Annotated in this window: 27 protein-coding genes; 14 read left to right on the forward strand and 13 right to left on the reverse strand. The window is 73.2% G+C overall.

Going from position 1 to position 24970, the window contains the following annotated elements:
- Positions 1 to 7: 7 nt before the first annotated feature.
- Positions 8 to 274 (forward strand): type II toxin-antitoxin system Phd/YefM family antitoxin, encoded by a 267-nt coding sequence (locus tag ACFUJY_RS11205; RefSeq protein ID WP_383297630.1) that lies wholly within the window; start codon positions 8 to 10, stop codon positions 272 to 274.
- Positions 271 to 525: a Txe/YoeB family addiction module toxin gene (locus ACFUJY_RS11210; protein WP_018519503.1), complete on the forward strand. Its 255-nt coding sequence runs from the start codon at positions 271 to 273 to the stop codon at positions 523 to 525. Before ACFUJY_RS11205 ends, ACFUJY_RS11210 begins: the two co-directional genes overlap by 4 nt.
- Positions 526 to 576: 51 nt before the next feature.
- Here ACFUJY_RS11210 and ACFUJY_RS11215 read toward each other — a convergent pair whose 3' ends face one another.
- Positions 577 to 1353: a GDSL-type esterase/lipase family protein gene (locus ACFUJY_RS11215; protein ID WP_383297632.1), complete on the reverse strand. Its 777-nt coding sequence runs from the start codon at positions 1351 to 1353 to the stop codon at positions 577 to 579.
- On the opposite strand from ACFUJY_RS11215, the gene ACFUJY_RS11220 reads away from it, so the two are divergent.
- Complete coding sequence (locus ACFUJY_RS11220) at positions 1352 to 2341, forward strand: WD40 repeat domain-containing protein (protein WP_383297634.1); 990 nt, start codon at positions 1352 to 1354, stop codon at positions 2339 to 2341. The genes ACFUJY_RS11215 and ACFUJY_RS11220 overlap by 2 nt on opposite strands.
- A gap of 39 nt (positions 2342 to 2380) precedes the next feature.
- Here ACFUJY_RS11220 and ACFUJY_RS11225 read toward each other — a convergent pair whose 3' ends face one another.
- Positions 2381 to 3043, reverse strand: a complete 663-nt coding sequence (locus tag ACFUJY_RS11225; protein WP_383297636.1) for a response regulator — start codon at positions 3041 to 3043, stop codon at positions 2381 to 2383.
- A 30-nt stretch (positions 3044 to 3073) separates the two neighbouring features.
- Positions 3074 to 4294 carry a sensor histidine kinase gene (locus tag ACFUJY_RS11230; RefSeq protein ID WP_383297638.1) on the reverse strand — a complete coding sequence of 407 codons (1221 nt, stop codon included), beginning with the start codon at positions 4292 to 4294 and terminating at the stop codon, positions 3074 to 3076.
- 109 nt (positions 4295 to 4403) lie between these two features.
- On the opposite strand from ACFUJY_RS11230, the gene ACFUJY_RS11235 reads away from it, so the two are divergent.
- Positions 4404 to 5348: an ABC transporter ATP-binding protein gene (locus ACFUJY_RS11235; RefSeq protein ID WP_383297640.1), complete on the forward strand. Its 945-nt coding sequence runs from the start codon at positions 4404 to 4406 to the stop codon at positions 5346 to 5348.
- A gap of 2 nt (positions 5349 to 5350) precedes the next feature.
- Positions 5351 to 6082: an ABC transporter permease gene (locus ACFUJY_RS11240; RefSeq protein ID WP_383297641.1), complete on the forward strand. Its 732-nt coding sequence runs from the start codon at positions 5351 to 5353 to the stop codon at positions 6080 to 6082.
- Here ACFUJY_RS11240 and ACFUJY_RS11245 read toward each other — a convergent pair.
- Positions 6079 to 6480, reverse strand: a complete 402-nt coding sequence (locus ACFUJY_RS11245; RefSeq protein WP_383297643.1) for a PPOX class F420-dependent oxidoreductase — start codon at positions 6478 to 6480, stop codon at positions 6079 to 6081. The genes ACFUJY_RS11240 and ACFUJY_RS11245 overlap by 4 nt on opposite strands.
- An 82-nt stretch (positions 6481 to 6562) precedes the next feature.
- Between ACFUJY_RS11245 and ACFUJY_RS11250 the strand changes: the two genes are divergently transcribed.
- Positions 6563 to 7057, forward strand: a complete 495-nt coding sequence (locus ACFUJY_RS11250; RefSeq protein ID WP_383297645.1) for a GNAT family N-acetyltransferase — start codon at positions 6563 to 6565, stop codon at positions 7055 to 7057.
- A 4-nt stretch (positions 7058 to 7061) separates the two neighbouring features.
- On the opposite strand, the gene ACFUJY_RS11255 is transcribed toward ACFUJY_RS11250, so the two are convergent.
- From ACFUJY_RS11255 to ACFUJY_RS11290, 8 genes are all read right to left on the reverse strand, one after another.
- Positions 7062 to 7679, reverse strand: coding sequence for a Uma2 family endonuclease (locus ACFUJY_RS11255; protein WP_383297647.1), 618 nt, complete (start codon positions 7677 to 7679; stop codon positions 7062 to 7064).
- A gap of 109 nt (positions 7680 to 7788) precedes the next feature.
- A complete protein-coding gene (gene serC, locus ACFUJY_RS11260; protein ID WP_383297649.1) occupies positions 7789 to 8907 on the reverse strand; it encodes a phosphoserine transaminase in 1119 nt (372 codons plus the stop codon).
- 115 nt (positions 8908 to 9022) lie between these two features.
- Entirely contained in the window at positions 9023 to 10255 is a 1233-nt protein-coding gene (locus tag ACFUJY_RS11265; protein WP_383297651.1) for a cytochrome P450, read from the reverse strand.
- Positions 10252 to 11487, reverse strand: a complete 1236-nt coding sequence (locus tag ACFUJY_RS11270; protein ID WP_383297653.1) for a cytochrome P450 — start codon at positions 11485 to 11487, stop codon at positions 10252 to 10254. The genes ACFUJY_RS11265 and ACFUJY_RS11270 overlap by 4 nt, the downstream gene beginning before the upstream one ends.
- Entirely contained in the window at positions 11484 to 12164 is a 681-nt protein-coding gene (locus tag ACFUJY_RS11275) for an ATP/GTP-binding protein (RefSeq protein WP_383297655.1), read from the reverse strand. The genes ACFUJY_RS11270 and ACFUJY_RS11275 overlap by 4 nt, the downstream gene beginning before the upstream one ends.
- Entirely contained in the window at positions 12145 to 12510 is a 366-nt protein-coding gene (locus ACFUJY_RS11280; protein WP_161211670.1) for a DUF742 domain-containing protein, read from the reverse strand. The genes ACFUJY_RS11275 and ACFUJY_RS11280 overlap by 20 nt, the downstream gene beginning before the upstream one ends.
- Positions 12507 to 12944, reverse strand: coding sequence for a roadblock/LC7 domain-containing protein (locus tag ACFUJY_RS11285; protein ID WP_383297657.1), 438 nt, complete (start codon positions 12942 to 12944; stop codon positions 12507 to 12509). The genes ACFUJY_RS11280 and ACFUJY_RS11285 overlap by 4 nt, the downstream gene beginning before the upstream one ends.
- Positions 12941 to 14449 carry a sensor histidine kinase gene (locus ACFUJY_RS11290; RefSeq protein WP_383297659.1) on the reverse strand — a complete coding sequence of 503 codons (1509 nt, stop codon included), beginning with the start codon at positions 14447 to 14449 and terminating at the stop codon, positions 12941 to 12943. The genes ACFUJY_RS11285 and ACFUJY_RS11290 overlap by 4 nt, the downstream gene beginning before the upstream one ends.
- A 338-nt stretch (positions 14450 to 14787) precedes the next feature.
- Between ACFUJY_RS11290 and ACFUJY_RS11295 the strand changes: the two genes are divergently transcribed.
- A complete protein-coding gene (locus ACFUJY_RS11295; protein ID WP_383297661.1) occupies positions 14788 to 15744 on the forward strand; it encodes a DMT family transporter in 957 nt (318 codons plus the stop codon).
- Positions 15745 to 15758: 14 nt separating this feature from the next.
- Here ACFUJY_RS11295 and ACFUJY_RS11300 read toward each other — a convergent pair whose 3' ends face one another.
- Positions 15759 to 16148 (reverse strand): nuclear transport factor 2 family protein, encoded by a 390-nt coding sequence (locus ACFUJY_RS11300; protein ID WP_383297662.1) that lies wholly within the window; start codon positions 16146 to 16148, stop codon positions 15759 to 15761.
- A gap of 88 nt (positions 16149 to 16236) precedes the next feature.
- Here ACFUJY_RS11300 and ACFUJY_RS11305 point away from each other — a divergent pair, with 88 nt between their 5' ends.
- The 7 genes from ACFUJY_RS11305 (at position 16237) to ACFUJY_RS11335 (ending at position 24915) form a co-directional block, all read left to right on the forward strand.
- Positions 16237 to 17046, forward strand: coding sequence for a helix-turn-helix domain-containing protein (locus ACFUJY_RS11305; RefSeq protein WP_383297664.1), 810 nt, complete (start codon positions 16237 to 16239; stop codon positions 17044 to 17046).
- 23 nt (positions 17047 to 17069) lie between these two features.
- Positions 17070 to 17576 carry a DinB family protein gene (locus ACFUJY_RS11310; protein WP_383297666.1) on the forward strand — a complete coding sequence of 169 codons (507 nt, stop codon included), beginning with the start codon at positions 17070 to 17072 and terminating at the stop codon, positions 17574 to 17576.
- Positions 17577 to 17698: 122 nt separating this feature from the next.
- Positions 17699 to 18493 (forward strand): TIGR03084 family metal-binding protein, encoded by a 795-nt coding sequence (locus ACFUJY_RS11315; protein ID WP_383297667.1) that lies wholly within the window; start codon positions 17699 to 17701, stop codon positions 18491 to 18493.
- The gene (locus ACFUJY_RS11320; protein ID WP_383297669.1) at positions 18490 to 20202 is read left to right on the forward strand and encodes an acyclic terpene utilization AtuA family protein; all 1713 of its coding nucleotides are present in this window, start codon (positions 18490 to 18492) and stop codon (positions 20200 to 20202) included. Before ACFUJY_RS11315 ends, ACFUJY_RS11320 begins: the two co-directional genes overlap by 4 nt.
- Positions 20199 to 21797 carry an acyl-CoA carboxylase subunit beta gene (locus tag ACFUJY_RS11325; protein ID WP_383297670.1) on the forward strand — a complete coding sequence of 533 codons (1599 nt, stop codon included), beginning with the start codon at positions 20199 to 20201 and terminating at the stop codon, positions 21795 to 21797. Before ACFUJY_RS11320 ends, ACFUJY_RS11325 begins: the two co-directional genes overlap by 4 nt.
- A gap of 8 nt (positions 21798 to 21805) precedes the next feature.
- Positions 21806 to 23752 carry a biotin carboxylase N-terminal domain-containing protein gene (locus ACFUJY_RS11330; protein ID WP_383297672.1) on the forward strand — a complete coding sequence of 649 codons (1947 nt, stop codon included), beginning with the start codon at positions 21806 to 21808 and terminating at the stop codon, positions 23750 to 23752.
- Entirely contained in the window at positions 23749 to 24915 is a 1167-nt protein-coding gene (locus ACFUJY_RS11335) for an acyl-CoA dehydrogenase family protein (protein WP_383297674.1), read from the forward strand. The genes ACFUJY_RS11330 and ACFUJY_RS11335 overlap by 4 nt, the downstream gene beginning before the upstream one ends.
- Positions 24916 to 24970 lie beyond the last annotated feature (55 nt).

The raw sequence follows: 24970 nt of genomic DNA on the forward strand, positions 1-24970 counted from the left end.
CTGAGCCATGTCCATAACTGCGAGTGAAGCCCGCAAGGCACTCTTTCCGCTGATCAAGAAGGTCAACGACGATCACGAGGCCATCGAGATCGTCTCCAAGCACGGCAACGCCGTACTCGTCTCCGCCGAGGACTACGCGGCACTGCGCGAGGGCTCGTACCTGCTGCGCTCCCCGGCGAATGCGCGGCGGCTGCTCAAGGCCTACGAGAACGCACTGGCTCACGTCGACGTGTCGGAGCGTGAGCTGATCGATCCGGCTGCGGGGGACGAGTGAGGCTCGTCTTCGAGGACCAGGGCTGGGAGGACTACACGTCCTGGCTCAAGAACGACCGCAAGATGCTCGCTCGGATCAACAAGCTCATCGAGGACGTCAGGCGCGACCCGTTCACGGGCATCGGCAAGCCCGAGCCGCTGAAGTACCACTTGCCAGGAGCGTGGTCGCGTCGCATCGACGACGAGCACCGGCTCGTCTACCTGGTCACGGCGAAGGAGATCGTCATCCTCGCGGCCCGCTACCACTACTGACCACGAAGGCGCCGCTCGCGACACGGCAGGCCGACTGGACCGCGGACGACCTCAGCAGGTTCCTGAAGTAGCCGCTGCCGCGACCGCCGCCCCCGCGTACCGGCCGCCCACCCCCCATGCCTCGTGCATCGCGTCCGCGAAGGCGGCGGCCAGGTGGTGTTCGCCCGTGGGGTTCGGGTGGGTGCCGTCGTACGTGGAGGTGTGGATGTCGTACGCCGGGGGGTGGGAGGCGAGGAGGAGGGGGGACGGCGGGGTGGACCGGTTGGCCACCGTCTTCGCCAGGAGGTCGTTGAAGCGGGCGCACTCCGCCGCGAACGGGGCGTCCGTCTCCGCGCGGATGTTCGGGATCACCGGGAGGAGCACCACGCGGATGTGCGGGTTCGCCTCGCGGGCCGCCGTCAGGAACGCCCCGGCGTTCTCCGCCGTCTGCGCGCTGTCCGTGTAGAAGCCGAGGTCTATCAGGCCGAGGGAGACCAGCAGGACGTCCGGGCGGTGGGCGGTCACCGCGTCCGCGATCAGCGGGGCCATGTGGAGCCAGCCCTCGCCCCAGCCCGCGAGGTGGCGGCGGGCGGGCGGCGGGAAGTCGTCGGCGGCGTACGCGGAGGACGAGGCCGTGCCCGTATCCGCGTCGTAGAGGGCCGTGCGCGGGCCCACCAGCTCGTGGGGGCCGTCGGCAGCCGCCGCCAGGTGCTGCCACATGCGGTAGCGCCACGTGAAGTCGCCGGCGCGCCCGATGGTCATGGAATCGCCGACACACATGAAACGCATGGCGTCATCATGGCCGATCTTGGCTACGCGCCGGTAGGTGACGATGGACACTTGTGCCATGCGTTCGTACCGACTGACCTCCTCCCTCGGCGCCGCCGTGCTCCTCGCCCTCGCCGCGGCCCCCGCGCTCGCCGACGGCGGGGCCGACCGGAGCTTCACGATCGAGGACCCCCGGATCACCGAGTCCAGCGGCCTCGCCGCGAGCCGACTCCACCCGGGGATCTACTGGACGCACAACGACAGCGACGACGGCCCGTACGTCTTCGCCGTCGACTCGCGGACCGGGAAGACCGTCGCGACGATCACGATGAAGGGCGTCGGGCAGCCCCGCGACGTCGAGGGCATCTCGATCGGGCCGGACGGGAACGTGTACGTCGGCGACATCGGCGACAACCTGAACGGCAGCTGGGACCACGTCTGGATCTACCGCTTCCCCGAGCCGAAGACCCTGAAGGACGCCACCGTCCGGGCCACCCAGTTCGACGTGAAGTACGCCGACGGGCCCCGCAACGCGGAGGCGCTGATGGTCCACCCGAAGACCGGCCGCGTCTACATCGCTTCCAAGAACGAGGACGGCGGCGGCCTGTACGAGGGCCCCGCGAAGCTCACCACCGGCGGCGACAACGTCTTCAAGCGGGTCGGCGAGGTCCCCTGGGTGACCGACGGGGCCTTCTCGCCGGACGGCAAGGAGCTCGTCCTGCGCTCCTACTTCAGCGCCCGCGGCTACACCTTCGCGAACGGCCGTCTCGGCAAGGACTACGACGTCGAGTCGCCGCTGCTCCCGCAGTCCGAGTCCGTGACGTACACGGCGGACGGCTCCGCCCTGATGTACGGCTCCGAGGGCGAGCGGAGCAGTGTCGTGAGGGTGGACCTGAAGAAGACCGGGGACGGGGGCGGCGGCGGGGCCGCGCACCGGGCCGGGGGGATCAAGGACACCGCCGACGACGGGGACGGCGTGCCGGTGAAGGGCACGACGCTGACCGGCGTCGCCGTGCTCGCCGGGATCGGGCTGCTGCTCCTGCTGGGGCGGCGGCGCCGCAAGGGATGAGGGCGCCCCGGCACGCGCCGACGGGCCCGTGCCGGGTTCTCACTCCGGGGCCACGAAACCGGACTCGTACGCCGCGATGACCGCCTGGGTGCGGTCCCGCGCGCCCAGTTTCGCCAGTACGGCGCTGACGTGCGACTTCACGGTCTCCGTCCCCACGATCAGCCGCCCGGCCATCTCCGCGTTCGACAGGCCGCGTGCCATCAGCCGCAGGACCTCCCTCTCGCGCTCGGTCAGCCCGGCCCGCTCAAGGGCGGCCCGGGCGGCGGCGTTGCCGGGGTCCCGGCCGTAGGCGGAGGCCAGCTGCCGCACCGCCGCCGGGAACAGCAGCGAGTCGCCCTCGGCCACCAGCCGCACGGCGTGCACGATCTCGGCCGGCCGGGCCCGCTTGAGCAGAAAGCCGGAGGCCCCGGCGCGCAGCGCCCCGTACACGTACTCGTCGTTCTCGAAGGTCGTCACCACCACGATCTTCGGCGGGTCCGCCATCGTGCGCAGCACCGCCCGCGTGGCCTCGATGCCGTCCATCAGCGGCATGCGCACGTCCATGACGACCACATCGGGGCGCAGTCGCCGGACCAGGGGCACCACGGCGGCCCCGTCGGCGGCCTCGCCCACCACCTCGATGTCCGGCTGGGCCGCCAGCACCGCGCGCAGCCCGGCCCGTACCAGCGGCTCGTCGTCGACCAGGAGAACGCACAGGGGCATCCGGCCAGAGTAGATCAGCGAGCGGAGCGGCTACAGGGGAAGATCGACGTGCAGCAGCCAGTCCCCGCCCTGCCGGCCCGCACCGGCCTCGCCCCCGAGCAGCGTGGCGCGCTCCCGGATGCCGCGCAGCCCTCTGCCACCGCCGCCGCCCGATCCGGCCACGGGTTCCGGGCCGGGCAGCGGGTTGCGGACCTCCAGCCGCAGCCGGGCCGCCTCCACGGCGATCCGCACGCCGATCGGGACCGGGCCCGCGTGCCGCAGCACATTGGTCAGGGCCTCCTGGAGCATCCGGTACGCCTCCCGGGACACCGGTCCCGGCACCCGGTCCAGCGCCCCCGTCACCTCGGCGTCGATGCGCGCGCCCGAGGACCGCGCCGAGTCCAGCAGCCGGGCCGCCTCGTCCAGCGCCGGACGGGCGGCCACCGGCCCTCCGCCGTCACGGAGCACGAGCAGCACGCGGTCCAGGTCCTCCAGCGCGGCCCGGCCCGTCTCCTCGATGGCCTCGAGGGCCCGGTCGGTGAAGGCCGGGTCGCCCGCCGTCCGCGCGGCACCCGCCTGCACGACGGCCAGGGTCAGCGCGTGGCCCAGGGTGTCGTGCAGCTCGCGGGCGATCTGGTTGCGCTCCAGCAGACGCTCGGTGCGCCGCTCCAGCGCCGTCAACCGCTCCTTGACCGAGGGGCCGAGCAGGCGGCGGGCGGCCCGGGCCATCAGCGCGCCCGCCCCGGCGGAGACCAGCACCAGCACCAGTACGGGCACCGGCACCAGCAGGGCGTACCACGGGCTCGTGCCCGTCGTGTACGGGAGCGGGAAGATGCGGCCCGGCTCCCCGGCGGCCGCCCCGGTGAGCGTCAGCGCGAGCGCCAGCAGCGTGTTGGTGACCAGAGTGAGGGCGAGACCCGTCTCCAGCCGCAGGACCAGCCAGACGCCCGTCCGCGCCCGGTCGCTCCAGGAGGCGGCCGGGGCGGTGGAGACGCCGGGGTCCTCGTCGCTCCCGGTGCGGGCATGCGGTCCGGGGAACAGCATCAGCCGCGCCTGCAACCCCTCCGCACGGCGGATCGAGGGCACCAGGGCGGCGGCCAGGACCAGCGGGAGCGGCAGGACCGCGATCAACAGCCAGTCGCGCGGCGACGGATCGCTCAGCCCGGGATAGACCGCGCCGCAGACGAGCGGCACGATCACGCCCACGAGCAGATGCAGCCAGCGGGTGTAGGTCACCGCACGTGTCAGCGGCTGGAGGAGGAGGCCCGGCATGCCGCCATCGTGGCAGAGCGGTCCGGGCCGCCGTCCTCCCCCGCGCGGGGGAGGCGCCCTCCCCGGGCGGGGGATGCCCGCCCCCGCCCGCCCCGGCCACGCTGGGGCCATGACCAGCATCGACGTCAAGGAACTCACCAAGGAGTACGGCGGCACCCGGGCCCTCGACCGGCTGACGTGCGCCATCGAACCGGGCCGGGTCACCGGCTTCCTCGGGCCCAACGGCGCCGGCAAGTCCACCACCATGCGGCTCGTCCTCGGCCTGGACCGCCCCACCTCCGGCACCGTCACGGTCGGCGGCCACCGGTACGCGACGCTCCCCGAACCCCTGCGCACGGTCGGCGCCCTGCTCGACGCGCAGGCCGCTCACGGGACCCGCCGGGCCCGGGACCATCTGCGGTTCCTGGCGGTCAGCAACCGCCTCCCGGCCCGCCGTGTGGACGAGGTCCTCCAGGAGACCGGTCTCACCGCCGTCGCGCACCGCCGCATCCGGACCTTCTCGCTCGGCATGCGCCAGCGGCTCGGTATCGCCGCCGCGCTCCTCGGCGACCCGCCCGTCCTGATGCTGGACGAACCCACCAACGGCCTCGACCCGGAAGGGATCATCTGGATGCGCCATCTGCTGCGCCGCCTCGCCGACGAGGGCCGTACGGTCCTGGTCTCCAGTCACCTGATGAACGAGACCGCCGTGCTCGCCGACCACCTGGTCGTCCTCGGCCGGGGCCGGCTCCTCGCCGACGTCCCGACGGCGGACTTCATCGGCCGGCACAGCCACCCGAGGGTGCGCGTACGCACCACTGATCCCGGCCGGCTGCGGTCCGCGCTGCTGGCCCGGGGGCACACGGTCACGGAGGACGGCGACGGCCGGTTGCTGGTGGACGGGGCCACCGCCGAGCACGTGGGGGTCGCCGCCGCGCGCGAGGGCGTCTCCGTTCTCGAACTGGCCGACGAGCGTGCGTCGCTGGAGCAGGCGTACCTCGCGCTCACGTCCGCCGACGCGGAGTTCACCGCCGCGTCTTCCGCGTCCGCTCCGGCCGCGTCCGAGGGGGTCTGACCATGTCCGTCACCGCGGTACTGCACTCCGAGTGGATCAAGATCAGGTCGGTGCGGGCGAGCTTCGGATCGCTCCTCGCCGTCTTCGCCGCCGCACTGGCCGTCACCGTGCTCGTCTTCGCCACCGTGGGCCGGGCGGAGGCCGGCGGCGACGACCCGGTCTTCGGTGCCTTCTACGCGCTCAACTTCGCCCAGATCGCGGCGGTCGCCTTCGGCGCGACCGCCGTCTCCGCCGAGTACGTGGGCGGCGCCCTGCGGATCTCCCTGTCGGCGGTGCCGCGCCGGGGCCTCTTCTACGCGGCCAAGACGGCGATCGTCGGGGCTGCCGCGCTCGGCGTGGGACTCGTCACCGCGTTCGCGGCCTTCTTCGTGGGCCAGGCGTTCCCGGGCGAGCACGCGATCGGCCTCGGTGAGCCGGGGGCCCTGCGGGCCTGCGTCGGCGGCGGGATCTACCTCGCGCTGATGGCCCTGTTCGCAACGGGGCTCTCGTTCCTGCTGCGCAGCGCCGTCGCGGTGCTCAGCCTGCTCGTCCCGTTCCTCCTGATCGTGTCCTTCGTGGTCGGCGACATCGCGGGGGGTGCGGCCGCCTATCTGCCCGACCGGGCCGGGCAGCAGATCCTGCACCAAGACCCCGCCGGCGGCCCCGGCCCCTGGACCGGTCTCGCGGTGACCGCGCTCTGGGCGGCGGCGGCCCTGGCGGCGGGGTGGTGGGCGGTGCGCCGGCGCGACGCCTAGGACCCCTCTTCGATGGGCCGGATCTCGTAGTGCAGGGTCCGGTCCCGTTTCAGCCGGTGGGTCAGCGGGACCAGGACCCCCTGCGTCGCGGGGTACTTGCGGGACAGCATCCGCGAGGCGTGGGTGTTCTCCTTCGAGCCCGCCGGGAGGAGGCGCGCGTGGGCCTCGATCTGCGGGCCCGTGGGGTGGCCGCGTACGGTGCACGGGCCGAGCCGCACCACCGGGTGGTTGCGCATGCGTTCCACCTTCCACGCCGAGGAGAACGTCCGGATGTACGCGTGGTCGCCCTCGACCGCGATGTGCACCGGGGTGTCGGCGTGCGTCCCGTCCTGCCGCCGCGTGCTCAGCAGGACGGTGTACTGCTTCACGAAGGGCTTGAGCTGCGGGACCGTATCCATACCTCCATGGTCCGCCCGTACGCCCCCGCGCTCATCCGGGCGGCGGGCACCCCGCAGGCGTTTCGCGTAAGGTCCCCGGACCATGAGCCACCGCACCCCCGACCCCTTCGCCACGCCCCGCCTGGCGGCCCTGCCCCTGCGGGTCGCGTACGCGGACGAGATGGCCGCCGTCCTGGCCGACCCGGCCCTGCACGCCTTCACCGGGGGCGCCCCGGAGACCCCGGAGGCGCTGCGGGCGCGGTACGCACGTCAGACGGCCGGTTCGCCGGACGCGGGCGAGCTGTGGTGGAACTGGGTGCTGCGGGCCGGTGCCGGTCTCGTGGGGTACGTGCAGGCCACCGTGCGCGGCGACCGCGCCGAGATCGCCTGGGTGGTGGGCGTCCCGTGGCAGGGGCGGGGGTACGCCGGGGAAGCGGCCCGGGGGCTGGTGGCGCATCTGGGGGAGGCGGGCGTGACGGCCGTGACCGCCCACATCCACCCCGAGCACGCGGCCTCCGCCGCCGTGGCCGCCGGGGCCGGCCTGGCGCGGACGGGGGAGTGGGAGGACGGCGAGGAGCGGTGGGCGCTGGGCCTCTAGCGCCTCAGGCGTCCGGGGTGCGGGGCTTGGCGCGGCCCGCCTGGATCAGTTCGGCGACATCGAGGCTCACCTCGGCGCCGATCGATGCGGGCAGCGGTGCCTGCCGGCCGGGGGCGTACACCTCGTGGCGGTCGTACGAGCTGCCCAGCGGTTCCGTGAGGACGTGGACGCGGTCGTGCCTCCGGTCGAGGATCACGTACACGGGGATCTTCGCCTCGGCGTACGCGGCGACCTTGTGCCGGAGGTCCAGGTTGTAGTTGCTGGAGGTGACCTCCAGGACCAGGCGGAAGATTGCGGGGTCGTAGCAGTTGTACTCGATCAGGTGCTCATCGAAGTCGCTGTCGACCAGGGCGAGGTCGGGGATCGCGTAGTCCTCCGGACCGCTCGGCAGCCAGAGGCCGATGCCTTGGAGGACTTTCGTCTCCTCGTCGCCGAGCCCGGCTTCGAAGAGCGCGATCATGACCGTGGTCAGAGCATTCGCGTGCGGGCCGTCCCGGAGCGGGGCGGCGGTGACGACTCCCCCGATGATCTCGAAACGGTAGCCGGGGTGCAGGTCCGCGAGCTTGTCCGCTGTGTTGAGCAGTTCCCGCTCGTGGTCGGCGCCAACGGCTGCTGCGGACATCGAGGGCCTCCCGGGACGGCTGGTGGCGAGAACATCATCGTAGGGTCGAGTGAAGCAGAAACGGCCCCGCACACCTCGCGGTGCGCAGGGCCGTTCCGGGGCGTACGGGCTACAGCTTCTCGATCACGTAGTCGATGCAGGCCGTCAGGGCCTGGACGTCCGCCGGGTCGATCGCCGGGAACATCGCCACGCGGAGCTGGTTGCGGCCGAGCTTGCGGTACGGCTCGGTGTCCACGATGCCGTTGGCGCGGAGGGCCTTGGCGATCGCGGAGGCGTCGATCTCGTCCGCGAAGTCGATCGTGCCGATGACCTGGGAGCGCTTGGCCGGGTCGGTGACGAACGGGGTCGCGTACTTGGACTCCTCGGCCCAGCCGTAGAGGTGGCCGGAGGAGGCGGCCGTGCGGCCGGTCGTGAAGTCCAGGCCGCCCTGGGTGTTCATCCACGTCAGCTGCTCGTTCAGCAGGAAGAGCGTGGCGAGCGCCGGGGTGTTGTACGTCTGGTTCTTCAGCGAGTTGTCGATCGCCGTGGGCAGCGAGAAGAACTCCGGGATGTGCCGGCCCGAGGCGTGGACGCGGGCCGCGCGCTCCAGGGCGGCCGGCGAGAAGACGCCGATCCAGAGGCCGCCGTCGGAGGCGAAGGACTTCTGCGGGGCGAAGTAGTAGACGTCCGTCTCGGCGATGTCGACCGGGAGGCCGCCCGCGCCGGAGGTGGCGTCCACCAGGACGAGCGCGCCCTCGTCGGCGCCCGCGACGCGCTTGACCGGCGCCGCGACACCGGTCGAGGTCTCGTTGTGCGTGAAGGCGTAGACGTCGACGCCCGCCTCGGCCTGCGGGTCCGGGTGGGTGCCCGGGTCGGAGGCGATGACGGTCGGGTCCGCCAGCCACGGGGCCAGCTTGGCGGCCTTCGCGAACTTCGAGGAGAACTCACCGAAGTTGAGGTGCTGGGACTTCGACTCGATCAGACCGTGCGTCGCGATGTCCCAGAAGGCGGTGGAGCCGCCGTTGCCCAGGATCACCTCGTAGCCCTCGGGGAGGGAGAAGAGGTCGCGTACGCCCTCGCGCACCGCGCCGACCAGGTTCTTCACCGGGGCCTGGCGGTGGGACGTACCGAGCAGAGACGTGCCGGTGGCGGCCAGCGCGTCGAGCGCCTCGGTCCGCACCTTGGAGGGACCGGCGCCGAAGCGCCCGTCTGCGGGCTTGATGTCAGCGGGAATCTGGATGTCGGCCACGAGTCGGAGCGTAACGCCTCGGTGCGGAGGCCACGCACCCTGTCCGTCGGATGAGACAGGGCTTCCGACTCGTGGTCGTCGGAGGAACATCCGTGCGTTCCTCCGTGCGTACGTGTCAGCGCAGCGTGACCGGGAGTTCGTACAGGTCGTTCTGCGTGACGATCGGCTTGTTGCGCAGCTCGGACGCCGGGACGGCCAGGGACAGCTCCGGGAAACGGGCGTACAGCGCGGGCAGCGCCACCGAGGCCTCCAGGCGGGACAGCGCGGCGCCCGGGCAGACGTGCGGGCCGTGTCCGAAGGAGATGTGGCGGTTCGGGGAGCGGGTCACGTCGAACTCCGTGGCCGACGCCCCCCACTGGCCCTCGTCGTGCGCGATGGCCGCGAACGAGATCATGATGCCCTCGCCCTTCGGCAGCACCCGGTCGCCCACCGCGATGTCCTCCGTGGCGAAGCGGATCAGGATGTGCGAGGTCGGCGCCGACCAGCGCAGCGTCTCCTCGATCACCCCGTCCCAGCCCACCTCGCCGGCCAGCACCGCCCGCCGCTGCTCGGGGTGGCTCTCCAGCGCCACCACCGCGTTCACGATGAGGCTGATCGTCGTCTCGTGCCCCGCCGCGATGATCAGCTTCAGGGTGTTGAGGATCTCGTCGTCGGTGAGGTGGTCCCCGTCCTCGGAGGCCAGGAGCAGCGCCCCGGTCAGGTCGTCGCCGGGGGCCCCCTTCTTCTCGTCCAGGATGCGCGAGAACAGGGTGTGGATGTCCGCCATCATCTGCGGGACCTCGGCGCGGGGCGTCATGTTGGAGAAGAACTTGTCGAACAGTTCCTTCATCCGGGGCAGGTCCGCCGAGTCGATGCCCATCAGCTCGCTGATCACGTTCATCGGCAGCGGGTAGGCGAACTCCGCCTTCAGGTCCACCGTTTCGCCCGCCGCGTGCTCCTCAAGGCGGTCGAGCAGCACCTTCGTACGGGCCTCGATGCCCTCGCGCAGCCGCTCCACCCGGCGCACGGTCAGCGCCTGCGCGACCAGGCCGCGCAGGCGGCGGTGCTCGGCGCCGTCGGCGGTGAGCATGGTGCGGCCCGGGTTGACCAGGCCGATGAGCGGCCAGTCGAGCGGGATCTCGCCGCGCTGCCAGGCGCCCCAGACGTTGATGTCCTTGACCAGGCGGCTGTCGGTGAGCAGCGCCTTCGCCTCCGCGTAGTGCGTGACGCTGTAGACGGGCACGCCGCCGGGCAGCTCGACCCGGGCGAGCGGGCCCGCCGCGTGCAGCCGGGCGCTCTCCCCCGCGAGGTCGGTGACGAAGGGGTCGAGGACGATGCGGTCGGTCGCTTCGGTCGTGGGCGCGGTCATCTGGGGCCTCCGAGAGCGGGGGTCGGCGTGAAGGTCACGGGCAGGTCGGTCAGGCCGCGCAGCCAGGGGGAGGGGCGCCGGGTCAGCTGCTCGGCGGGGACGGCGAGGTCGACGTCCGGGAGCCGGTCGAGGATGACCTCGATGGCCGTACGGGCGATGACCTCGGCGGTCTCCTGCGCCGGGAACGGGCAGCGGTGCTCGCCGTGGCTGAAGGAGAAGAACGCGTTGTTGCCGCCGGTGAGCGTGGAGCCGTCCGTACGGACCTGGGGGTCGGCGTTGGCCCCGGCGAGGGAGAGGACGAGCAGGTCGCCGGCCTTGATGTGGCGGCCGCCGAGGTGAGTGTCGCGGGCGGCCCAGCGCCCGGCGATGTTCTGGCTGGGGGTGTCCTCCCACAGCACCTCGTTCATGGCCTCGCCGACGCTGTGCCGGCCGCCGGAGAGCGAGGCGGCGAAGCGGTCGTCGGTGAGCATCAGGCGCAGCGAGTTGCCGATCCAGTCGGCGGTCGGCTGGTGCCCGGCGGCCATCATCACCATGAGGTCGCGGGCCACGTCCTCCTCCGTGAACCCGGCGGTGTTGGCGAGCATCCGCGAGGCGACGTCGTCCCCGGGCTCGGCGCGCCGGTCGGCGAGCAGCGCGTACACGGAGCCGGCGATGTGCCGCTGGCCGGCCAGCGCGGTGGGCCCGCCGTTGATCATGTCGTTCATCGCGGTGACGAGGGCGGGGCCCTTGTCGTCGGAGAAGCCGTACAGCTTCGCCAGTACGCGTACGGGCAGGAGCATCGCGTAATCGGCGATCAGGTCCGTCGAGCCGGCCGAGCAGAACGCGTCGACGAGCTCGTCCGCGAACTCCTCGGTGCTCTTCTTGAGCTCGAAGGGGTTCGCGGCCTCCAGCGCCTCGCAGATCACGGCCGCCCGGCGGCTGTGGCGTTCGCCGACCGTGTAAAGGATCGACGGCTGGGTCCGGCTGATCATCGGCATCAGCGGCCAGTCGTCGGGGATCGCGTCCCACTGGTTCCACAGCTGCGAGTCGCGGGTGAAGAGGGCCGGGTCCCCGGTGACCTGGTGCAGTTCGCGGTAGCCGAGGACGAGCCAGGCCGGTACGTCGCCGGGCAGCACGATCGGGGCGACCGGTCCGTGGTCGCGCCGCAGCTCGCGGTAGAGCGCCGCCGGTTCGCCCTGGAACCGGGGGCCGGACAGCGGAACGGCTCCCGGGGCGTGGGGGCATCCGGTCACGGGGTGGGCTCCGGGGTCAGGGCGGGGGCGCCGTCGGCGGGCGCGGTCCGTCCGGCGTCGGGGGCCGCCGCAGCGTCGGCGGATTCCCCGGCGCGGGCGGCGGACAGCCGGTGCAGGTGCTCGACCAGGGTGATCAGCACGTACTTGCTGGAGGACCGGTCGCGCGCGTCGCACTCCACCAGCGGGACGTCCGGGGAGATGTCGAGCGCCTCCCGGATCTGCTGCTCGGTGTGGAGCGGGCCGCCGAAGTCGTTGCAGGCCACGATGAACGGCGTGCCGTGGTGCTCCAGCCGGTCGATCGCGTACCAGGAATCGGCCAGGCGCCGGGTGTCGACCAGGACGACGGCGCCCAGGGTGCCGGAGAACAGCCGGTCCCACAGGAACCAGAAGCGCTCCTGGCCGGGCGCGCCGAACAGGTAGAGCACCGAGCGTTCGTCCAGGCTGATCCGGCCGAAGTCGAAGGCGACCGTGGTGGACGTCTTGGACCCGACGCCGTCGAGGTGGTCGACCGCCTCGCCCGCGCGGGTCATCGTCTCCTCCGTGTTGAGCGGACGGATCTCGCTCACGGATCGGACCATGGTGGTCTTGCCGACCCCGAAGCCGCCGACCACGACTATCTTCAGTCCGTTGTCGGCCGTCGCTCTCAGGGCGGCGCGGTCAGAGGTTGCGGAGTCCAACGAGCACCTGTTCCAGGATGTCGGGGGCGGGGAGCCGGTCCGATACGCGTGCGGTACGCGGGTGGCGGGCGCTGATCCGGCCGGTGTCGAGCAGATCGCAGAGCAGGATGCGCACGATGCTGACGGGCAGATCGAGATCGGCGGCGATCTCCACGACCGCGGTGGGCCGTTCGCACATCCGCAGGATCGCCACGTGTTCCGACTGCATGCCGGGGGCCGGCTCGCACTCGGCGACGACCAGCGTGACCAGGTCGAAGGCGGCGGAGTCGGACCGGGTGCGGCCGCCCGTCAGGGTGTAGAGCCGGTCCGGCGCGTCGTCCCTGCCGGGGCGGGGGCGGGGCGTCATACGGCCGTGCCCCGGGCGGCGGCGACCGCGTCGGCGGGGTCGCGCGGCGGGGCGACCAGGTGCTCGCCCAGCTGCTCGACCAGCTCGCTCATGTTGTGGCCGACGAGGCCCACGTCCGCGCTCTCGGCGGCGACGACCGCGAGATGGGCGCCGGCGCCCGCCTCCACGATGAACAGGATGCCGCCGTAGAACTCGGCCATCGCGGAGCGGACCCCGCCGCTGCCGTTGCCGAACTCCACGGAGGCGCCGTGGGACAGGCTCTGGATGCCGGCGGAGATCGCGGCGAGCTGGTCGGCCTGGTCGACGGAGAGCTCGGGGGTGCGGCACAGCTTGAGGCCGTCCCTCGACAGCACGAGGGCGTGCCGGGCGCCGGGGGTCCGTTCGAGGAGCCCCTCCAGCAGCCAGTTGAGCTTCTCGTCGGTGGTCGCGGTCATCGGGAGTTGCCCTCCGGGGGTGGGGAGTCGGGCCGTACGGCGTTGCGGAAGCTGCTGAAGCGGGCCGCCCGGGCCTTGGGGTCGGGTGCGTCGTCCGCCGCGTCGGCGTCCCCCGCGGGCTCGGCGGCGGCGGTGGCCCGGGCCCTGGCCTCGGCGGCGGCCAGGGTGCGCCCGCGCGAACGCTTGGGCAGGCCGCTCTCGCCGAACTTCGGCAGATTGCCGGTGGTGTCCGAGGCGGAGTCGGAGCGCATCGGCTCCGGGGCGGCGGGCCGGGCGGCGGGGTCCGTCCCCAGGGTGTGGACGGGCTCGGGCTCGGCGGAAGCGGAAGCGGAAGCGGCGGCGGTGGCGGTGGACGCCGAGGCGGGCGAGGTGGCCGGCGCGGGGGCGGAGGTGTCCGGGGCGGTCCGGGCCGCGGTGGTGCGGGTGACGATCTCCTGCGGGAGCATCATCAGGGCGCCGGTGCCGCCGCGCGCGGACGGGCGGAACGAGACGGTCAGCCCGTGCTTGCGGGCCAGCCGGCCGACGACGGCGAGCCCGAGGCGGGTGCCGGTCAGGCCGGTGAGGTCGGTGTCGTCGGCGGCGACCGCGCGCTCCGCCCGGCGCAGCTGCACGTCGCTCATGACGAGGCCGCTGTCCTCGACGGTGACGACGATGCCGGCCGGGACCTCCTCCACGTACACATGGACCTCGGCGGTGGGCGGCGAGAAGTTCGCCGCGTTGTCGAGGAGCTCGGCCAGGGCGTGCATGACGCCCTCGGCGGCGTGGCCGGCGACGGCGACGTCGCTGGTGGAGTGGAGCCGGACGCGCTGGTAACCGCTGATCCGGCCCATCGCGCCGCGCAGCACGGACTCCATGACGATGGGCTTGGCCCAGCGCCGCCCGGAGCGGGCGCCGGTGAGCACGGCGATGGAGTCGGCGAGGCGGCCGGCCTGGGCGGTGCGGTGGTCCAGGTGGAGCAGGTCGGCGAGGACGTCCTCCGAGGTGTGCCGGTGCTCCATCTCGCGGAGGTCGGCGAGCATGCTCGTGGCCAGGGCCTGCATCCGGCCGGCCGCGTTGGCGCAGGCGGTGAGGGCCGCCGAGCGCTCGGTCTCGGCGCGCGAGGCGCGGGCCTTCAGCCGGGCGTTCTCGGCGGTGAGGCGGGCGGCGCCGGCCTCGGCCTCCTCCTTGGCCTTCGCCGCCTCGGCGGCGGCGGCGGCCTTGACGCGGGCGTTCTCCGCGGTGAACTTCTGGGCCTCGGCGGCGGAGGCCGAGACCATCCGGGACACCTCCGCCGTGAACCGGCCGCTCTCGGCGGCGTGCGTCTCGCGGAGCCGGCGCACCAGGGCCCGGGCGTGGACGGCGGTGGTGACGGCGGCCACGAGCAGCACGGCGGCCCCGCCGGAGCCCCAGGCCACCGCGGTCCTGGCCGATTCGGGAGCGGCGAAGGTCGCCCACGCGCTCAGGGCTGCGGTGAGGGCCGCCGTGACCACGAGGGCCAGTGCGGTCGGCCGGGTAGAGGGGCGCAAAGCGGAGTCCTTGGGGCGGACGGCGGCGGACGGGGCGGTTCGGACGAGCGTGGCACCAGAGACAAGCGGGACAACTGGAACAGCTGATTCACAGGTAAGTCCCCGTCACTATATGAGAATTGAGGAACCAGTTGGGAAGAACTTGTGGTGACCTCTGTTCTGTTTCTGTTTTCAACTTGTCAATTTCTGACCGCCTGCCGAGAAGCCGCCCTTGCGGGGGACGTACGCGGGGTTCGTACGGTGGGTGGGGGGCTGCATCGAGAAAGTGCAGTACCGTATATTCGGCAGTGCAATGCAATGTACTGTCGATCTTCAGGACGCAGAAGGACAGGCCCCGGGTGAACGAGCAGACCACCGCCGCAGAACCGGCCGCAGCCGCCGCCGTCGCCGTGCCGGAGGCGGTCGCCTCCCCGGCGCTCGGTGAGGGGAAGCGGGGCGGGGCGCGACGAGCCGCGCTCGCCCCGGTCGCGCTGGTCGTCGCGGGCGGGCTGTCCGTGCAGTTCGGCGCCGCCATCGCGGTGCTGCTGATGCCCCGGGCCGGGGCGCTCGGGGTCGTCACGCTGCGGCTCGCCGCCGCCGCGCTCGTCCTGCTCGTCGTCTGCCGGCCCACGGTGCGCGGCCACTCGCGCGCGGACTGGGGCACCGTGGTCGCCTTCGGCGTCGCCATGGGCGCCATGAACACGCTGTTCTATCAGGCCGTCGACCGCATCCCGCTCGGCGCCGCCGTCACCCTCGAAGTGCTCGGCCCGCTCGCCCTGTCCGTGATCGCCTCGCGCCGCCTGGTCAACGTCGTCTGGGCGGCCCTCGCGCTGGGCGGCGTCGTCCTGCTCAGCGGCGGGGGCTTCGACCGGCTCGACCCGGTGGGCGCCGCCTACGCGCTGGGGGCCGGGGCGATGTGGGCGGCGTACATCGTCTTCAGCGCCCGCACCGGGCGCCGCTTCCCGCAGGCCGACGGCCTCGCCCTGGCGATGGTGGTCGCCGCCCTCCTCTCGCTCCCCCTCGGCTTCATGGACGCGGGCACCAAGCTCCTCGACCCCACGACGCTCGCGCTCGGCGCGGCCGTCGCGGTCCTCAGCTCCGTACTCCCGTACACCCTGGAGCTCATCGCCCTGCGCCGCCTGCCCGCGCCCACCTTCGCCATCCTGATGAGCCTGGAACCCGCGATCGCCGCCCTGGCCGGCTTCCTCATCCTCCACCAGGCCCTGTCGGCCACGGACGCCCTCGCCATCGCGCTGGTCATCGGCGCGAGCATGGGGGCGGTACGGAGCCAGGTGCGGGGCGTCGCGAAGCGGTGAGGGGGCCGGCGCGGTCAGCCCCCGTCCGGAGCCCACCACGTCAGGTTCGCGGCAGCCCGCGCCACCGGCTCGATGATCTCCCAGCCCTCCGCGATCAGCCCCTCCTCGACGCGCCAGATGTCGACCACCACGATCTCCGGGCCGCCGTCGGGGAGGCGGCGCCGCGAGTGCACCACGACGTGGTCGCCGTCGGCCAGCAGGTGATCGATCCCGACCTCGATCCCGGCGGTCGGGCCGAGCGCCGCCGCCACGGCGGCCAGCCACTCCGCCTTGTCCGACGAGGTTCCGTCGGGCCGGTGGTGGATGAAGCCGTCGCCGAGGAACGGGGCGAGGGCTTCGGTGCTGCCGGATTCGAGCAGGGTGGCCAGGGCCCGCCCCACGATGTCCTTGTTCTCTTCGCTCATGCGGCCCATGCTTTCCGCCGCCGCCCCGGCTGTCGATGAAATGCCATGTCATGGCGGGCGGCCCCGGCGGCGGGTACGGTCGGCGCTCGTGCGGACAGTCGGTGAACTCCTGCGGCACTGGCGCCACCGCCGGGGCGTCAGCCAGCTCGACCTGGCGCTCGCGGCCGACGTCTCGCCCCGGCACGTCAGCCTCGTCGAGACCGGCAAGTCGCACCCCAGCGCCGGCATGGTCCTCCGGCTGGCGGAGCACCTGGACGTCCCCCTGCGCGAGCGCAACCGGCTGCTCCTCGCGGCCGGCTTCGCGCCCCGGTACGCGGAGCGCTCCCTGAGCCACGGTGCGCTGGACGCGGCCCGGGAGGCGGTCGAGCGGGTCCTGCGGGCGCATGAGCCGTATCCGGCGGTGGCCTTCGACCGGCACTGGGACATCGTGCGCGCCAACCGGGCCGTCGAGCCGTTCTTCGCGGGCGTCGCCCCCGAGCTGCTGCGCCCCCCGGTCAACCTCGTGCGCCTGGGCCTGGACCCGCGCGGCTTCGCGCCCCTGGTCGTCAACCTCGCCGACGTGCGGACGGTGTTCCGGGCCCGCGTCGGCCGTCAGCTCGCCGCCGCCCCCGACGCCCGTCTCGCCGCCCTGTACGACGAGCTGCTGGCGTCCGGCGGGGACGGGACGGAAGGCGCGTCGATCGCCGCCGGGTCCGACGTCGTGATCCCGATGATCCTGCGGCTCGGCGGCCGCGAGGTGCGGATGTTCTCGACCATCACCACCTTCGGCACCCCGATGGACATCACGCTGGACGAGATCGCGATCGAGCTGTACTACCCGGCGGACGAGGAGAGCGCGGCGTATTTCGAGACCGCCCACCACGCTCCCGAACGCTCCGGCCCTCCCAACATAGGCTGACAGCAACCTACTTGGAGGGCCACATGACGGAACGCGACGACCTTCTCGCGCTCATGGACGACCAGCGCACCAACTTCCTCTACACCCTCGACAAGATCGACGACGACCAGGCGCGGACCCGTACGACGGTGAGTGAGCTGACCCTCGGGGGCATCCTCAAGCACCTCGGTTCGATGCACCGCATCTGGCTCGCCGTGATCGACGGCACCGCTCCGGCCAGGGTCGAGTGGAGCGACCTCGATCCGGACAACGCCCGGATGACCGCGTCCGAGGCCCTGCCGGAACTGCTGGAGACCTTCCACGCGATGGCGGCCGCGTTCGACCGCGTCGTGCGGGAGGAACCCGACCTCGATCGCGAGATCGTGCTGCCCACCTACCCCTGGTCGCCTCCCGAGCCGGTCCGCTGGACCGTCCGCCACGTCCTGTGGCACATCTTCCGCGAGACGGCCCACCACAGCGGCCACGCCGACATCATCCGTGAGGCGCTGGACGGTGCGAGCACCACCGCGAAGATGGTGGGGCGGGAGTAGAAGGGGAGCCGGGGGGCACCGCCCGGCTCCGCTCGTAAAAAAATCATGCAAGCATGCTTGATTGTTTTACGCTCCCCTGGCAGGCTCCCGGGCACGCCGTCACGCCCCGAGGGGAGCGCACCGTGTCCGATGCCTCAGCCGTGCTGGACGATCTGCGCAGCGAGAGCCTGGAGCTCGACCTGCTCGCCGCCGGGGCGACCGCGAGACAGTGGGCGGGGGAGACCCCGGCCGAGGGGTGGACCCTCGCCCATCAGATCGCCCACCTGAGCTGGACCGACGACGTCGCGCTGATCTCCGTCACCGACCCGGGCCGCTTCGGGGACGAGGTGGCCCGGGCCATGGCGGACCCGGAGGGCTTCGTGGACCGGGCCGCCGACGAGATCGTCGCCGCGTACCCGCCGGACGCGCTGCTCGTCCGCTGGCGGGAGGGGCGCGAGCGCTTGCAGGAGGCCCTGCGCGCGGCGCCCGCCGGGACGAAGTTCCCCTGGTACGGGCCGCCGATGAGCGTCGCCTCCATGGCGACCGGGCGGCTCATGGAGACCTGGGCCCACGGCCAGGACGTCGCCGACGCCCTCGGGGTCACCCGCACCCCCACCGCCCGGCTGCGGCACGTGGCCCGGATCGGGGTCCGGGCCCGCGACTACGCCTTCTTCGTACGGGGCAAGCAACCGCCCGCCGAGGAGTTCCGGGTGGAGCTCGCCGCGCCCGGCGGGGAGCTGATCGCGTACGGCCCCGAGGACGCCGCCCAGCGGGTCACCGGGCCGCTGCACGACTTCTGCCTGCTCGTCACGCAGCGCGCCCACCGCGACGACCTGGCGGTGCGGGCGCAGGGGGCGGACGCGGACGCCTGGCTGTCGATCGCGCAGGCCTTCGCGGGTCCCGCGGGGGCGGGGCGGGCACCGAAGGGGGAGCGATGACCCGGGCGGCGGAAGTCCCCTCCCCCCTCCGCGTCGGCAACGCCTCCGGGTTCTACGGCGACCGCTTCGACGCCCTGCGCGAGATGCTCACCGGCGGCCCGCTCGACGTCCTCACCGGGGACTACCTCGCCGAGCTGACGATGCTCATCCTCGGCCGCAGCCGCCTCAAGGACCCGTCGCGCGGCTACGCCACCACGTTCCTGCGGCAGCTGGAGGAAGGGCTCGGGCTGGCCCGCGAGCGCGGGGTGCGGATCGTCGCCAACGCGGGCGGCCTCAACCCGGCCGGGCTCGCCGACGCGATCCGGGAGCTGGCCGAGAAGGCCGGGGTGCCGGTGCGGGTGGCGCACGTGGAGGGCGACGACATCCCCGTACCGGACGGTTACCTGACCGCCAACGCGTACCTTGGGGGAGCAGGCATCGCGGCGTGCCTGCGGGCCGGTGCCGAGGTCGTCGTCACCGGCCGGGTGACGGACGCCGCCCTCGTCACCGGCCCAGCCGCCGCCCATTTCGGCTGGGGGCCAGAGGACCACGACGCGCTCGCCGGAGCCGTCGTCGCCGGGCACGTCCTGGAGTGCGGGACGCAGGCCACGGGCGGCAACTACGCCTTCTTCCGCGACCACGACGTCCGCCGCCCCGGCTTCCCGGTGGCGGAGATCCACGCGGACGGCAGCTCCGTGATCACCAAGCACGACGGCACCGGAGGCGTCGTGGACCTCGGCACCGTCACCGCCCAGCTCCTGTACGAGACCGGCGGCGCCCGGTACGCGGGCCCCGACGTCACCGCGCGGCTCGACACCGTACGGCTGGCGCAGGACGGGCCGGACCGGGTCGCGGTCACCGGCGTACGCGGCGAGGCCCCGCCCCCCACGCTGAAGGCCGGGCTGACCCGGCTCGGCGGCTGGCGCAACGAGGTCGTCTTCGTGCTCACCGGTCTGGACATCGAGGCCAAGGCGGCGCTCGTCCAGGACCAGTTCGCGGACGCCTTCGCGCGCGCCGGGCGCCGGCCGGAGGAGGTGCGCTGGGAGCTGGCCCGTACGGACAGGGCCGACGCCGACACCGAGGAGACCGCGAGCGCCCTGCTCCGGCTGGTGGTCCGGGACCGCGAACAGGACGCCGTGGGGCGGGCGTTGTCGGGTGCGGCGATCGAGCTGGCCCTCGGCAGCTACCCCGGCTTCCACGTCACCGCCCCGCCCGGGAAGGGCGCGCCGTACGGGGTGTTCGAGGCGCGGCACGTACCGGCGCAGGACGTGGAGCACATCGCCGTACTGCCCGACGGGACGCGCCACACGGTTGACCACCCCGTGCGGACGCTGGAGCTCCGCGAGGTCGAACAGCCCCCGCTGCCGGACCCGTTGGAGCCGGGGGAGACCCGCCGCGCCCCCCTCGGCCGGGTCGCCGGGGCCCGGAGCGGCGACAAGGGCGGGGACGCCAACGTCGGGGTGTGGGTCCGGGACGAGGACGCCTGGCGGTGGCTGGCGCACGAGCTGACCGTCGACCGCTTCCGCGCGCTCCTCCCGGAGACCGACGGGCTCACTGTCGTACGCCATGTCCTGCCCAACCTCCGGGCGCTGAACTTCACCGTGCACGGGCTGCTCGGCGAAGGCGTCGCCGCGCAGCACCGGTTCGACCCGCAGGCCAAAGCGCTGGGGGAGTGGCTGCGCGCCCGCTGCCTGGAGATACCCGTGACCCTTCTGGAGGTGCCCGCATGACCGTCCTGCCCACCGGGCTCGACACCGCGAGCCCCGACTACGCGGCCAACCGGGCAGCCATGCTCGACAAGCTGGCCGAGCTGGAGGCCGCGCACGCCAAGGCGCTGGAGGGCGGCGGCGAGAAGTACACCGAGCGGCACCGCAAGCGCGGCAAGCTGCTGGCCCGGGAGCGCGTCGAGCTGCTCGTCGACCCGGACACGCCGTTCCTGGAGCTGTCACCGCTGGCCGCCTGGGGCAGCGAGTACGCGGTCGGCGCGTCGCTCGTCACCGGGATCGGGGTGGTGGCGGGCGTCGAGTGCCTGATCACCGCCAACGACCCGACCGTGCGCGGCGGGGCGTCGAACCCGTGGACGCTGAAGAAGGCCCTGCGCGCGAACGAGATCGCCTTCGCCAACCGGCTGCCGGTCATCAGCCTGGTCGAGTCCGGCGGCGCCGACCTCCCGTCGCAGAAGGAGATATTCATCCCGGGCGGCGCGCTCTTCCGCGACCTCACCCGGCTCTCCGCCGCCGGCATCCCGACCGTGGCCGTGGTCTTCGGCAACTCGACCGCCGGCGGCGCGTACGTCCCCGGCATGTCCGACCACACGGTCATGATCCAGGAACGCTCGAAGGTCTTCCTCGGCGGACCGCCCCTGGTCAAGATGGCGACCGGCGAGGAGAGCGACGACGAATCGCTCGGCGGCGCCGCGATGCACGCCCGTACGTCCGGGCTCGCCGACCACTTCGCCGTGGACGAGCACGACGCCCTGCGCCAGGCCCGCCGCATCGTCGCCCGCCTCAACTGGCGCAAGGCGCACGCCGATCCGGGGCCCGCCGAGCCGCCGAAGTACGACGAGGACGAGCTGATCGGGATCGTGCCCGGTGATCTGAAGGTGCCGTTCGACCCGCGCGAGGTGATCGCCCGGCTGGTCGACGGCTCGGACTTCGACGCGTTCAAACCGCTGTACGGCACGAGCCTGGTCACCGGCTGGGCGCGGCTGCACGGCTATCCGGTCGGCATCCTCGCCAACGCCCAGGGCGTGCTGTTCAGCGAGGAGTCGCAGAAGGCCGCGCAGTTCATCCAGCTCGCCAACCAGCGCGACATCCCGCTGCTCTTCCTGCACAACACGACCGGCTACATGGTCGGCAAGGAGTACGAGCAGGGCGGCATCATCAAGCACGGCGCGATGATGATCAACGCCGTCTCGAACTCGAAGGTCCCGCACCTGTCGGTCCTGATGGGCGCCTCGTACGGCGCCGGGCACTACGGGATGTGCGGCAGGGCGTACGACCCGCGCTTCCTCTTCGCCTGGCCGGGCAGCAAGTCCGCCGTCATGGGCCCGCAGCAGCTGGCCGGGGTGCTCTCCATCGTCGCCCGGGCCTCGGCCGCCGCGAAGGGCCGCCCGTACGACGACGAGGCGGACGCCGCCCTGCGCGCGATGGTCGAGCAGCAGATCGAGTCCGAATCGCTGCCGATGTTCCTGTCCGGGCGGCTGTACGACGACGGGGTGATCGACCCGCGCGACACCCGGACCGTGCTCGGCCTGTGCCTGTCCGCCATCCACACCGCACCGGTCGAGGGCGCCCGCGGCGGCTTCGGCGTCTTCCGGATGTGAGGAGTGAAGTGATCACCAGTCTGCTCGTGGCCAACCGCGGCGAGATCGCCTGCCGGATCTTCCGCACCTGCCGGGCGCTCGGCATCGCCACCGTCGCCGTGTACTCGGACGCGGACGCCGGTGCGCTGCACGTCCGGGAGGCCGACACCGCCGTGCGGCTGCCGGGCGCGGCCCCCGCCGATACGTATCTGCGCGGCGATCTGGTGGTGGCCGCCGCGCGCGCGGCCGGGGCGGACGCCGTGCACCCCGGGTACGGGTTCCTCTCCGAGAACGCGGGCTTCGCCGCCGCCGTGCAGGACGCCGGGCTGCGGTGGATCGGGCCGCCCGTCAAGGCGATCGAGCTGATGGCGTCGAAGACCCGCGCCAAGGAGCTGATGGGCGCCGCCGGGGTGCCGCTGCTCGCGCCGGTGGACCCGGCCGCCGCGACCGCCGAGGACCTGCCGCTGCTGCTGAAGGCGGCGGCCGGCGGCGGGGGGCGCGGGATGCGGATCGTCCGGGAACTCGTGGACCTGCCGGGCGAGCTGACCGCCGCCGGGGCCGAGGCGCTGTCCGCGTTCGGGGACGGCGAGGTGTTCGCCGAGCCGTACGTGGAGCGCGGCCGGCACGTCGAGGTCCAGGTCATGGCGGACGAGCACGACGGGGTGTGGGCGCTCGGGACCCGGGACTGCTCGCTCCAGCGCCGGCACCAGAAGGTCATCGAGGAGGCCCCGGCGCCGGGTCTGCCGGACGAGCTGCGGGGGCGGCTGCACGACGCGGCGGTGGCCGCCGCCCGGGCCGTGGGGTACCGGGGGGCCGGGACCGTGGAGTTCCTGGTCGCCGCGGACGGGCGGCCGTACTTCCTGGAGATGAACACGCGCCTCCAGGTGGAGCACCCGGTCACCGAGGAGGTGTTCGGGCTCGACCTCGTCGCGCTCCAGCTCCGGATCGCCGAGGGCGAGCCGCTGCCCGCCGACGGGCCCCCGGCGCCGGCCGGGCACGCCGTGGAGGCCCGGCTGTACGCGGAGGACCCGGCGCGGGACTGGCAGCCGCAGACCGGAGCACTGCTCTCGCTGGACGTGCCGGAGGAGCCGGGGGTGCGCCTCGACACCGGGTACACGGGCGGCGACACGATCGGCGTGCACTACGACCCGATGATCGCCAAGGTGATCGCCCGGGCGCCGACTCGGACCGAGGCGGTGCGGCTGCTCGCCCGCGCGCTGGAGCGGGCGCGCGTCCACGGGCCGGTGACCAACCGGGACCTGCTCGTCCGGTCGTTGCGGCATCCGGACTTCGTGGGCGGGCGGCCGGACACCGGGTTCTACGACCGGCACCTGCCGGAACTGACGGCTCCGGCGGACGAGGCGGCGGTCCGGCTCGCGGCCACCGCGGCAGCCCTGGCGGAGGCGGCGCGGGGTACGGGGGCGGGTGGCGTCGCCCGCTTCGGCGCCTGGCGGAACCTGCCTTCCCGGTCCCAGGCCCGGGGCTACCGCAGCGAGCCGGACGGCGTCGAGCACGAGATCAGGTACCGCTCCGGCCGCGACGGGCTGTCCGTCCCCGAGGACGGCGTCCGCGTCGTGGCCGCCGCGCCCGGCCGCGTCACGCTGGAGACCGACGGGGTGACGCGGACCTTCCACGTGACCGTCCACGACACCAAGGCGTACGTGGACACCGCATCCGGCGCGCACACCTTCACCGCCCTGCCCCGCTTCACCGACCCGGCCGACCGCACCGAGCCCGGCTCCCTGCTCGCCCCCATGCCCGGCACGGTGGTCCGCCTCGCGGACGGGCTCGCGGAGGGGGCCGCCGTGGTCGCCGGGCAGCCGCTGATCTGGCTGGAGGCGATGAAGATGGAGCACCGCATCCTCGCCCCCGCCTCCGGCACGCTCACCGCCCTGCACGCCGCGCCCGGCCTCCAGGTGGAGGTCGGCGCCCTGCTCGCCGTAGTCACCGACCCCGCTGAGGAGCAGCCCGCATGAGCACGAGCACCGTCCTCGAAACCGAAGAGCACCAGGCCCTGCGCGCCGCCGTCGCCGCCCTCGGGAAGCGGTACGGGCGGGAGTACATGACGTCCCTCGTCAGCGAGGGCGGCCACCCCCGCGAACTGTGGGCGGAGGCCGCGAAGGCGGGCTTCCTGGGCGTGAACCTCCCCGAGGAGTACGGGGGCGGCGGCGCCGGCATGGCGGAGCTGTCCATCGTGCTCGAAGAGCTGGGCGCCTCCGGCTCCCCGCTCCTGATGATGATCGTGTCGCCCGCGATCTGCGGCACGGTGATCGCGCGCTTCGGCACGGACGAGCAGAAGCGGCAGTGGCTCCCCGGCCTCGCCGACGGCTCCCTCACCATGGCGTTCGGCATCACCGAGCCGGACGCCGGTTCCAACTCGCACCGCATCACGACCACGGCGCGCCGGGACGGCGGGGACTGGCTGCTCACCGGCCGCAAGGTGTTCGTCTCGGGCGTCGACATCGCGGACGCCACGCTGATCGTCGGCCGCACGGAGGACGCGAGGACCGGGAAGCTCAAGGCGTGCCTGTTCATCGTCCCGCGCGAGACGCCCGGCTTCCGGCGGAACCGGATCGACATGGAGGTGCACGCCCCGGAGAAGCAGTTCGAACTGGTCCTGGACGACGTGCGGCTGCCGGCGGAAGCGCTGGTGGGGGATGAGGACGCGGGGCTGCTCCAGCTCTTCGCGGGGCTGAACCCGGAGCGCATCATGACCGCGGCCTTCGGTATCGGGATGGGCCGTTACGCGCTCGGCCGGGCGGTCGAGTACGCGAAGACCCGCCAGGTCTGGAAGGAGCCCATCGGCGCCCACCAGGCCATCGCCCACCCGCTGGCCCAGGCCCACATCGAACTCGAACTGGCCCGCCTGATGATGCAGAAGGCCGCCCGGCTGTACGACGCGGGCGACGACTTCGGCGCGGGCGAGGCGGCGAACATGGCGAAGTACGCGGCGGGCGAGGCGTGCGTGAAGGCGGTGGACCAGGCGGTGCACACGCTGGGTGGCAACGGGCTCACACGCGAGTACGGGCTCGCCTCGCTGATCACGGGGGCGCGGGTGGCGCGGATCGCGCCGGTCAGCCGGGAAATGATCCTGAACTACATATCCCACCAGACCCTGGGTCTCCCCAAGTCGTACTGAGAAGCGCACAGTTGCCGGTACGCACGCGAAGGCCGCCGCACCGCACCGAAGGGAC

Source organism: Streptomyces sp. NPDC057249, assembly GCF_042669245.1.
Classification (GTDB): Bacteria; Actinomycetota; Actinomycetes; order Streptomycetales; family Streptomycetaceae; genus Streptomyces.

Coding starts and splice junctions, on each gene's coding strand:
- ACFUJY_RS11205 (WP_383297630.1), top strand. CDS start 8: ATGTCCATAACTGCGAGTGAAGCCCGCAAGGCACTCTTTCCGCTGATC.
- ACFUJY_RS11220 (WP_383297634.1), top strand. CDS start 1,352: ATGCGTTCGTACCGACTGACCTCCTCCCTCGGCGCCGCCGTGCTCCTC.
- ACFUJY_RS11215 (WP_383297632.1), bottom strand. CDS start 1,353: ATGGCACAAGTGTCCATCGTCACCTACCGGCGCGTAGCCAAGATCGGC.
- ACFUJY_RS11225 (WP_383297636.1), bottom strand. CDS start 3,043: ATGCCCCTGTGCGTTCTCCTGGTCGACGACGAGCCGCTGGTACGGGCC.
- ACFUJY_RS11230 (WP_383297638.1), bottom strand. CDS start 4,294: ATGCCGGGCCTCCTCCTCCAGCCGCTGACACGTGCGGTGACCTACACC.
- ACFUJY_RS11235 (WP_383297640.1), top strand. CDS start 4,404: ATGACCAGCATCGACGTCAAGGAACTCACCAAGGAGTACGGCGGCACC.
- ACFUJY_RS11240 (WP_383297641.1), top strand. CDS start 5,351: ATGTCCGTCACCGCGGTACTGCACTCCGAGTGGATCAAGATCAGGTCG.
- ACFUJY_RS11245 (WP_383297643.1), bottom strand. CDS start 6,480: ATGGATACGGTCCCGCAGCTCAAGCCCTTCGTGAAGCAGTACACCGTC.
- ACFUJY_RS11250 (WP_383297645.1), top strand. CDS start 6,563: ATGAGCCACCGCACCCCCGACCCCTTCGCCACGCCCCGCCTGGCGGCC.
- ACFUJY_RS11255 (WP_383297647.1), bottom strand. CDS start 7,679: ATGTCCGCAGCAGCCGTTGGCGCCGACCACGAGCGGGAACTGCTCAAC.
- ACFUJY_RS11265 (WP_383297651.1), bottom strand. CDS start 10,255: ATGACCGCGCCCACGACCGAAGCGACCGACCGCATCGTCCTCGACCCC.
- ACFUJY_RS11280 (WP_161211670.1), bottom strand. CDS start 12,510: ATGACGCCCCGCCCCCGCCCCGGCAGGGACGACGCGCCGGACCGGCTC.
- ACFUJY_RS11285 (WP_383297657.1), bottom strand. CDS start 12,944: ATGACCGCGACCACCGACGAGAAGCTCAACTGGCTGCTGGAGGGGCTC.
- ACFUJY_RS11300 (WP_383297662.1), bottom strand. CDS start 16,148: ATGAGCGAAGAGAACAAGGACATCGTGGGGCGGGCCCTGGCCACCCTG.
- ACFUJY_RS11310 (WP_383297666.1), top strand. CDS start 17,070: ATGACGGAACGCGACGACCTTCTCGCGCTCATGGACGACCAGCGCACC.
- ACFUJY_RS11320 (WP_383297669.1), top strand. CDS start 18,490: ATGACCCGGGCGGCGGAAGTCCCCTCCCCCCTCCGCGTCGGCAACGCC.
- ACFUJY_RS11325 (WP_383297670.1), top strand. CDS start 20,199: ATGACCGTCCTGCCCACCGGGCTCGACACCGCGAGCCCCGACTACGCG.
- ACFUJY_RS11335 (WP_383297674.1), top strand. CDS start 23,749: ATGAGCACGAGCACCGTCCTCGAAACCGAAGAGCACCAGGCCCTGCGC.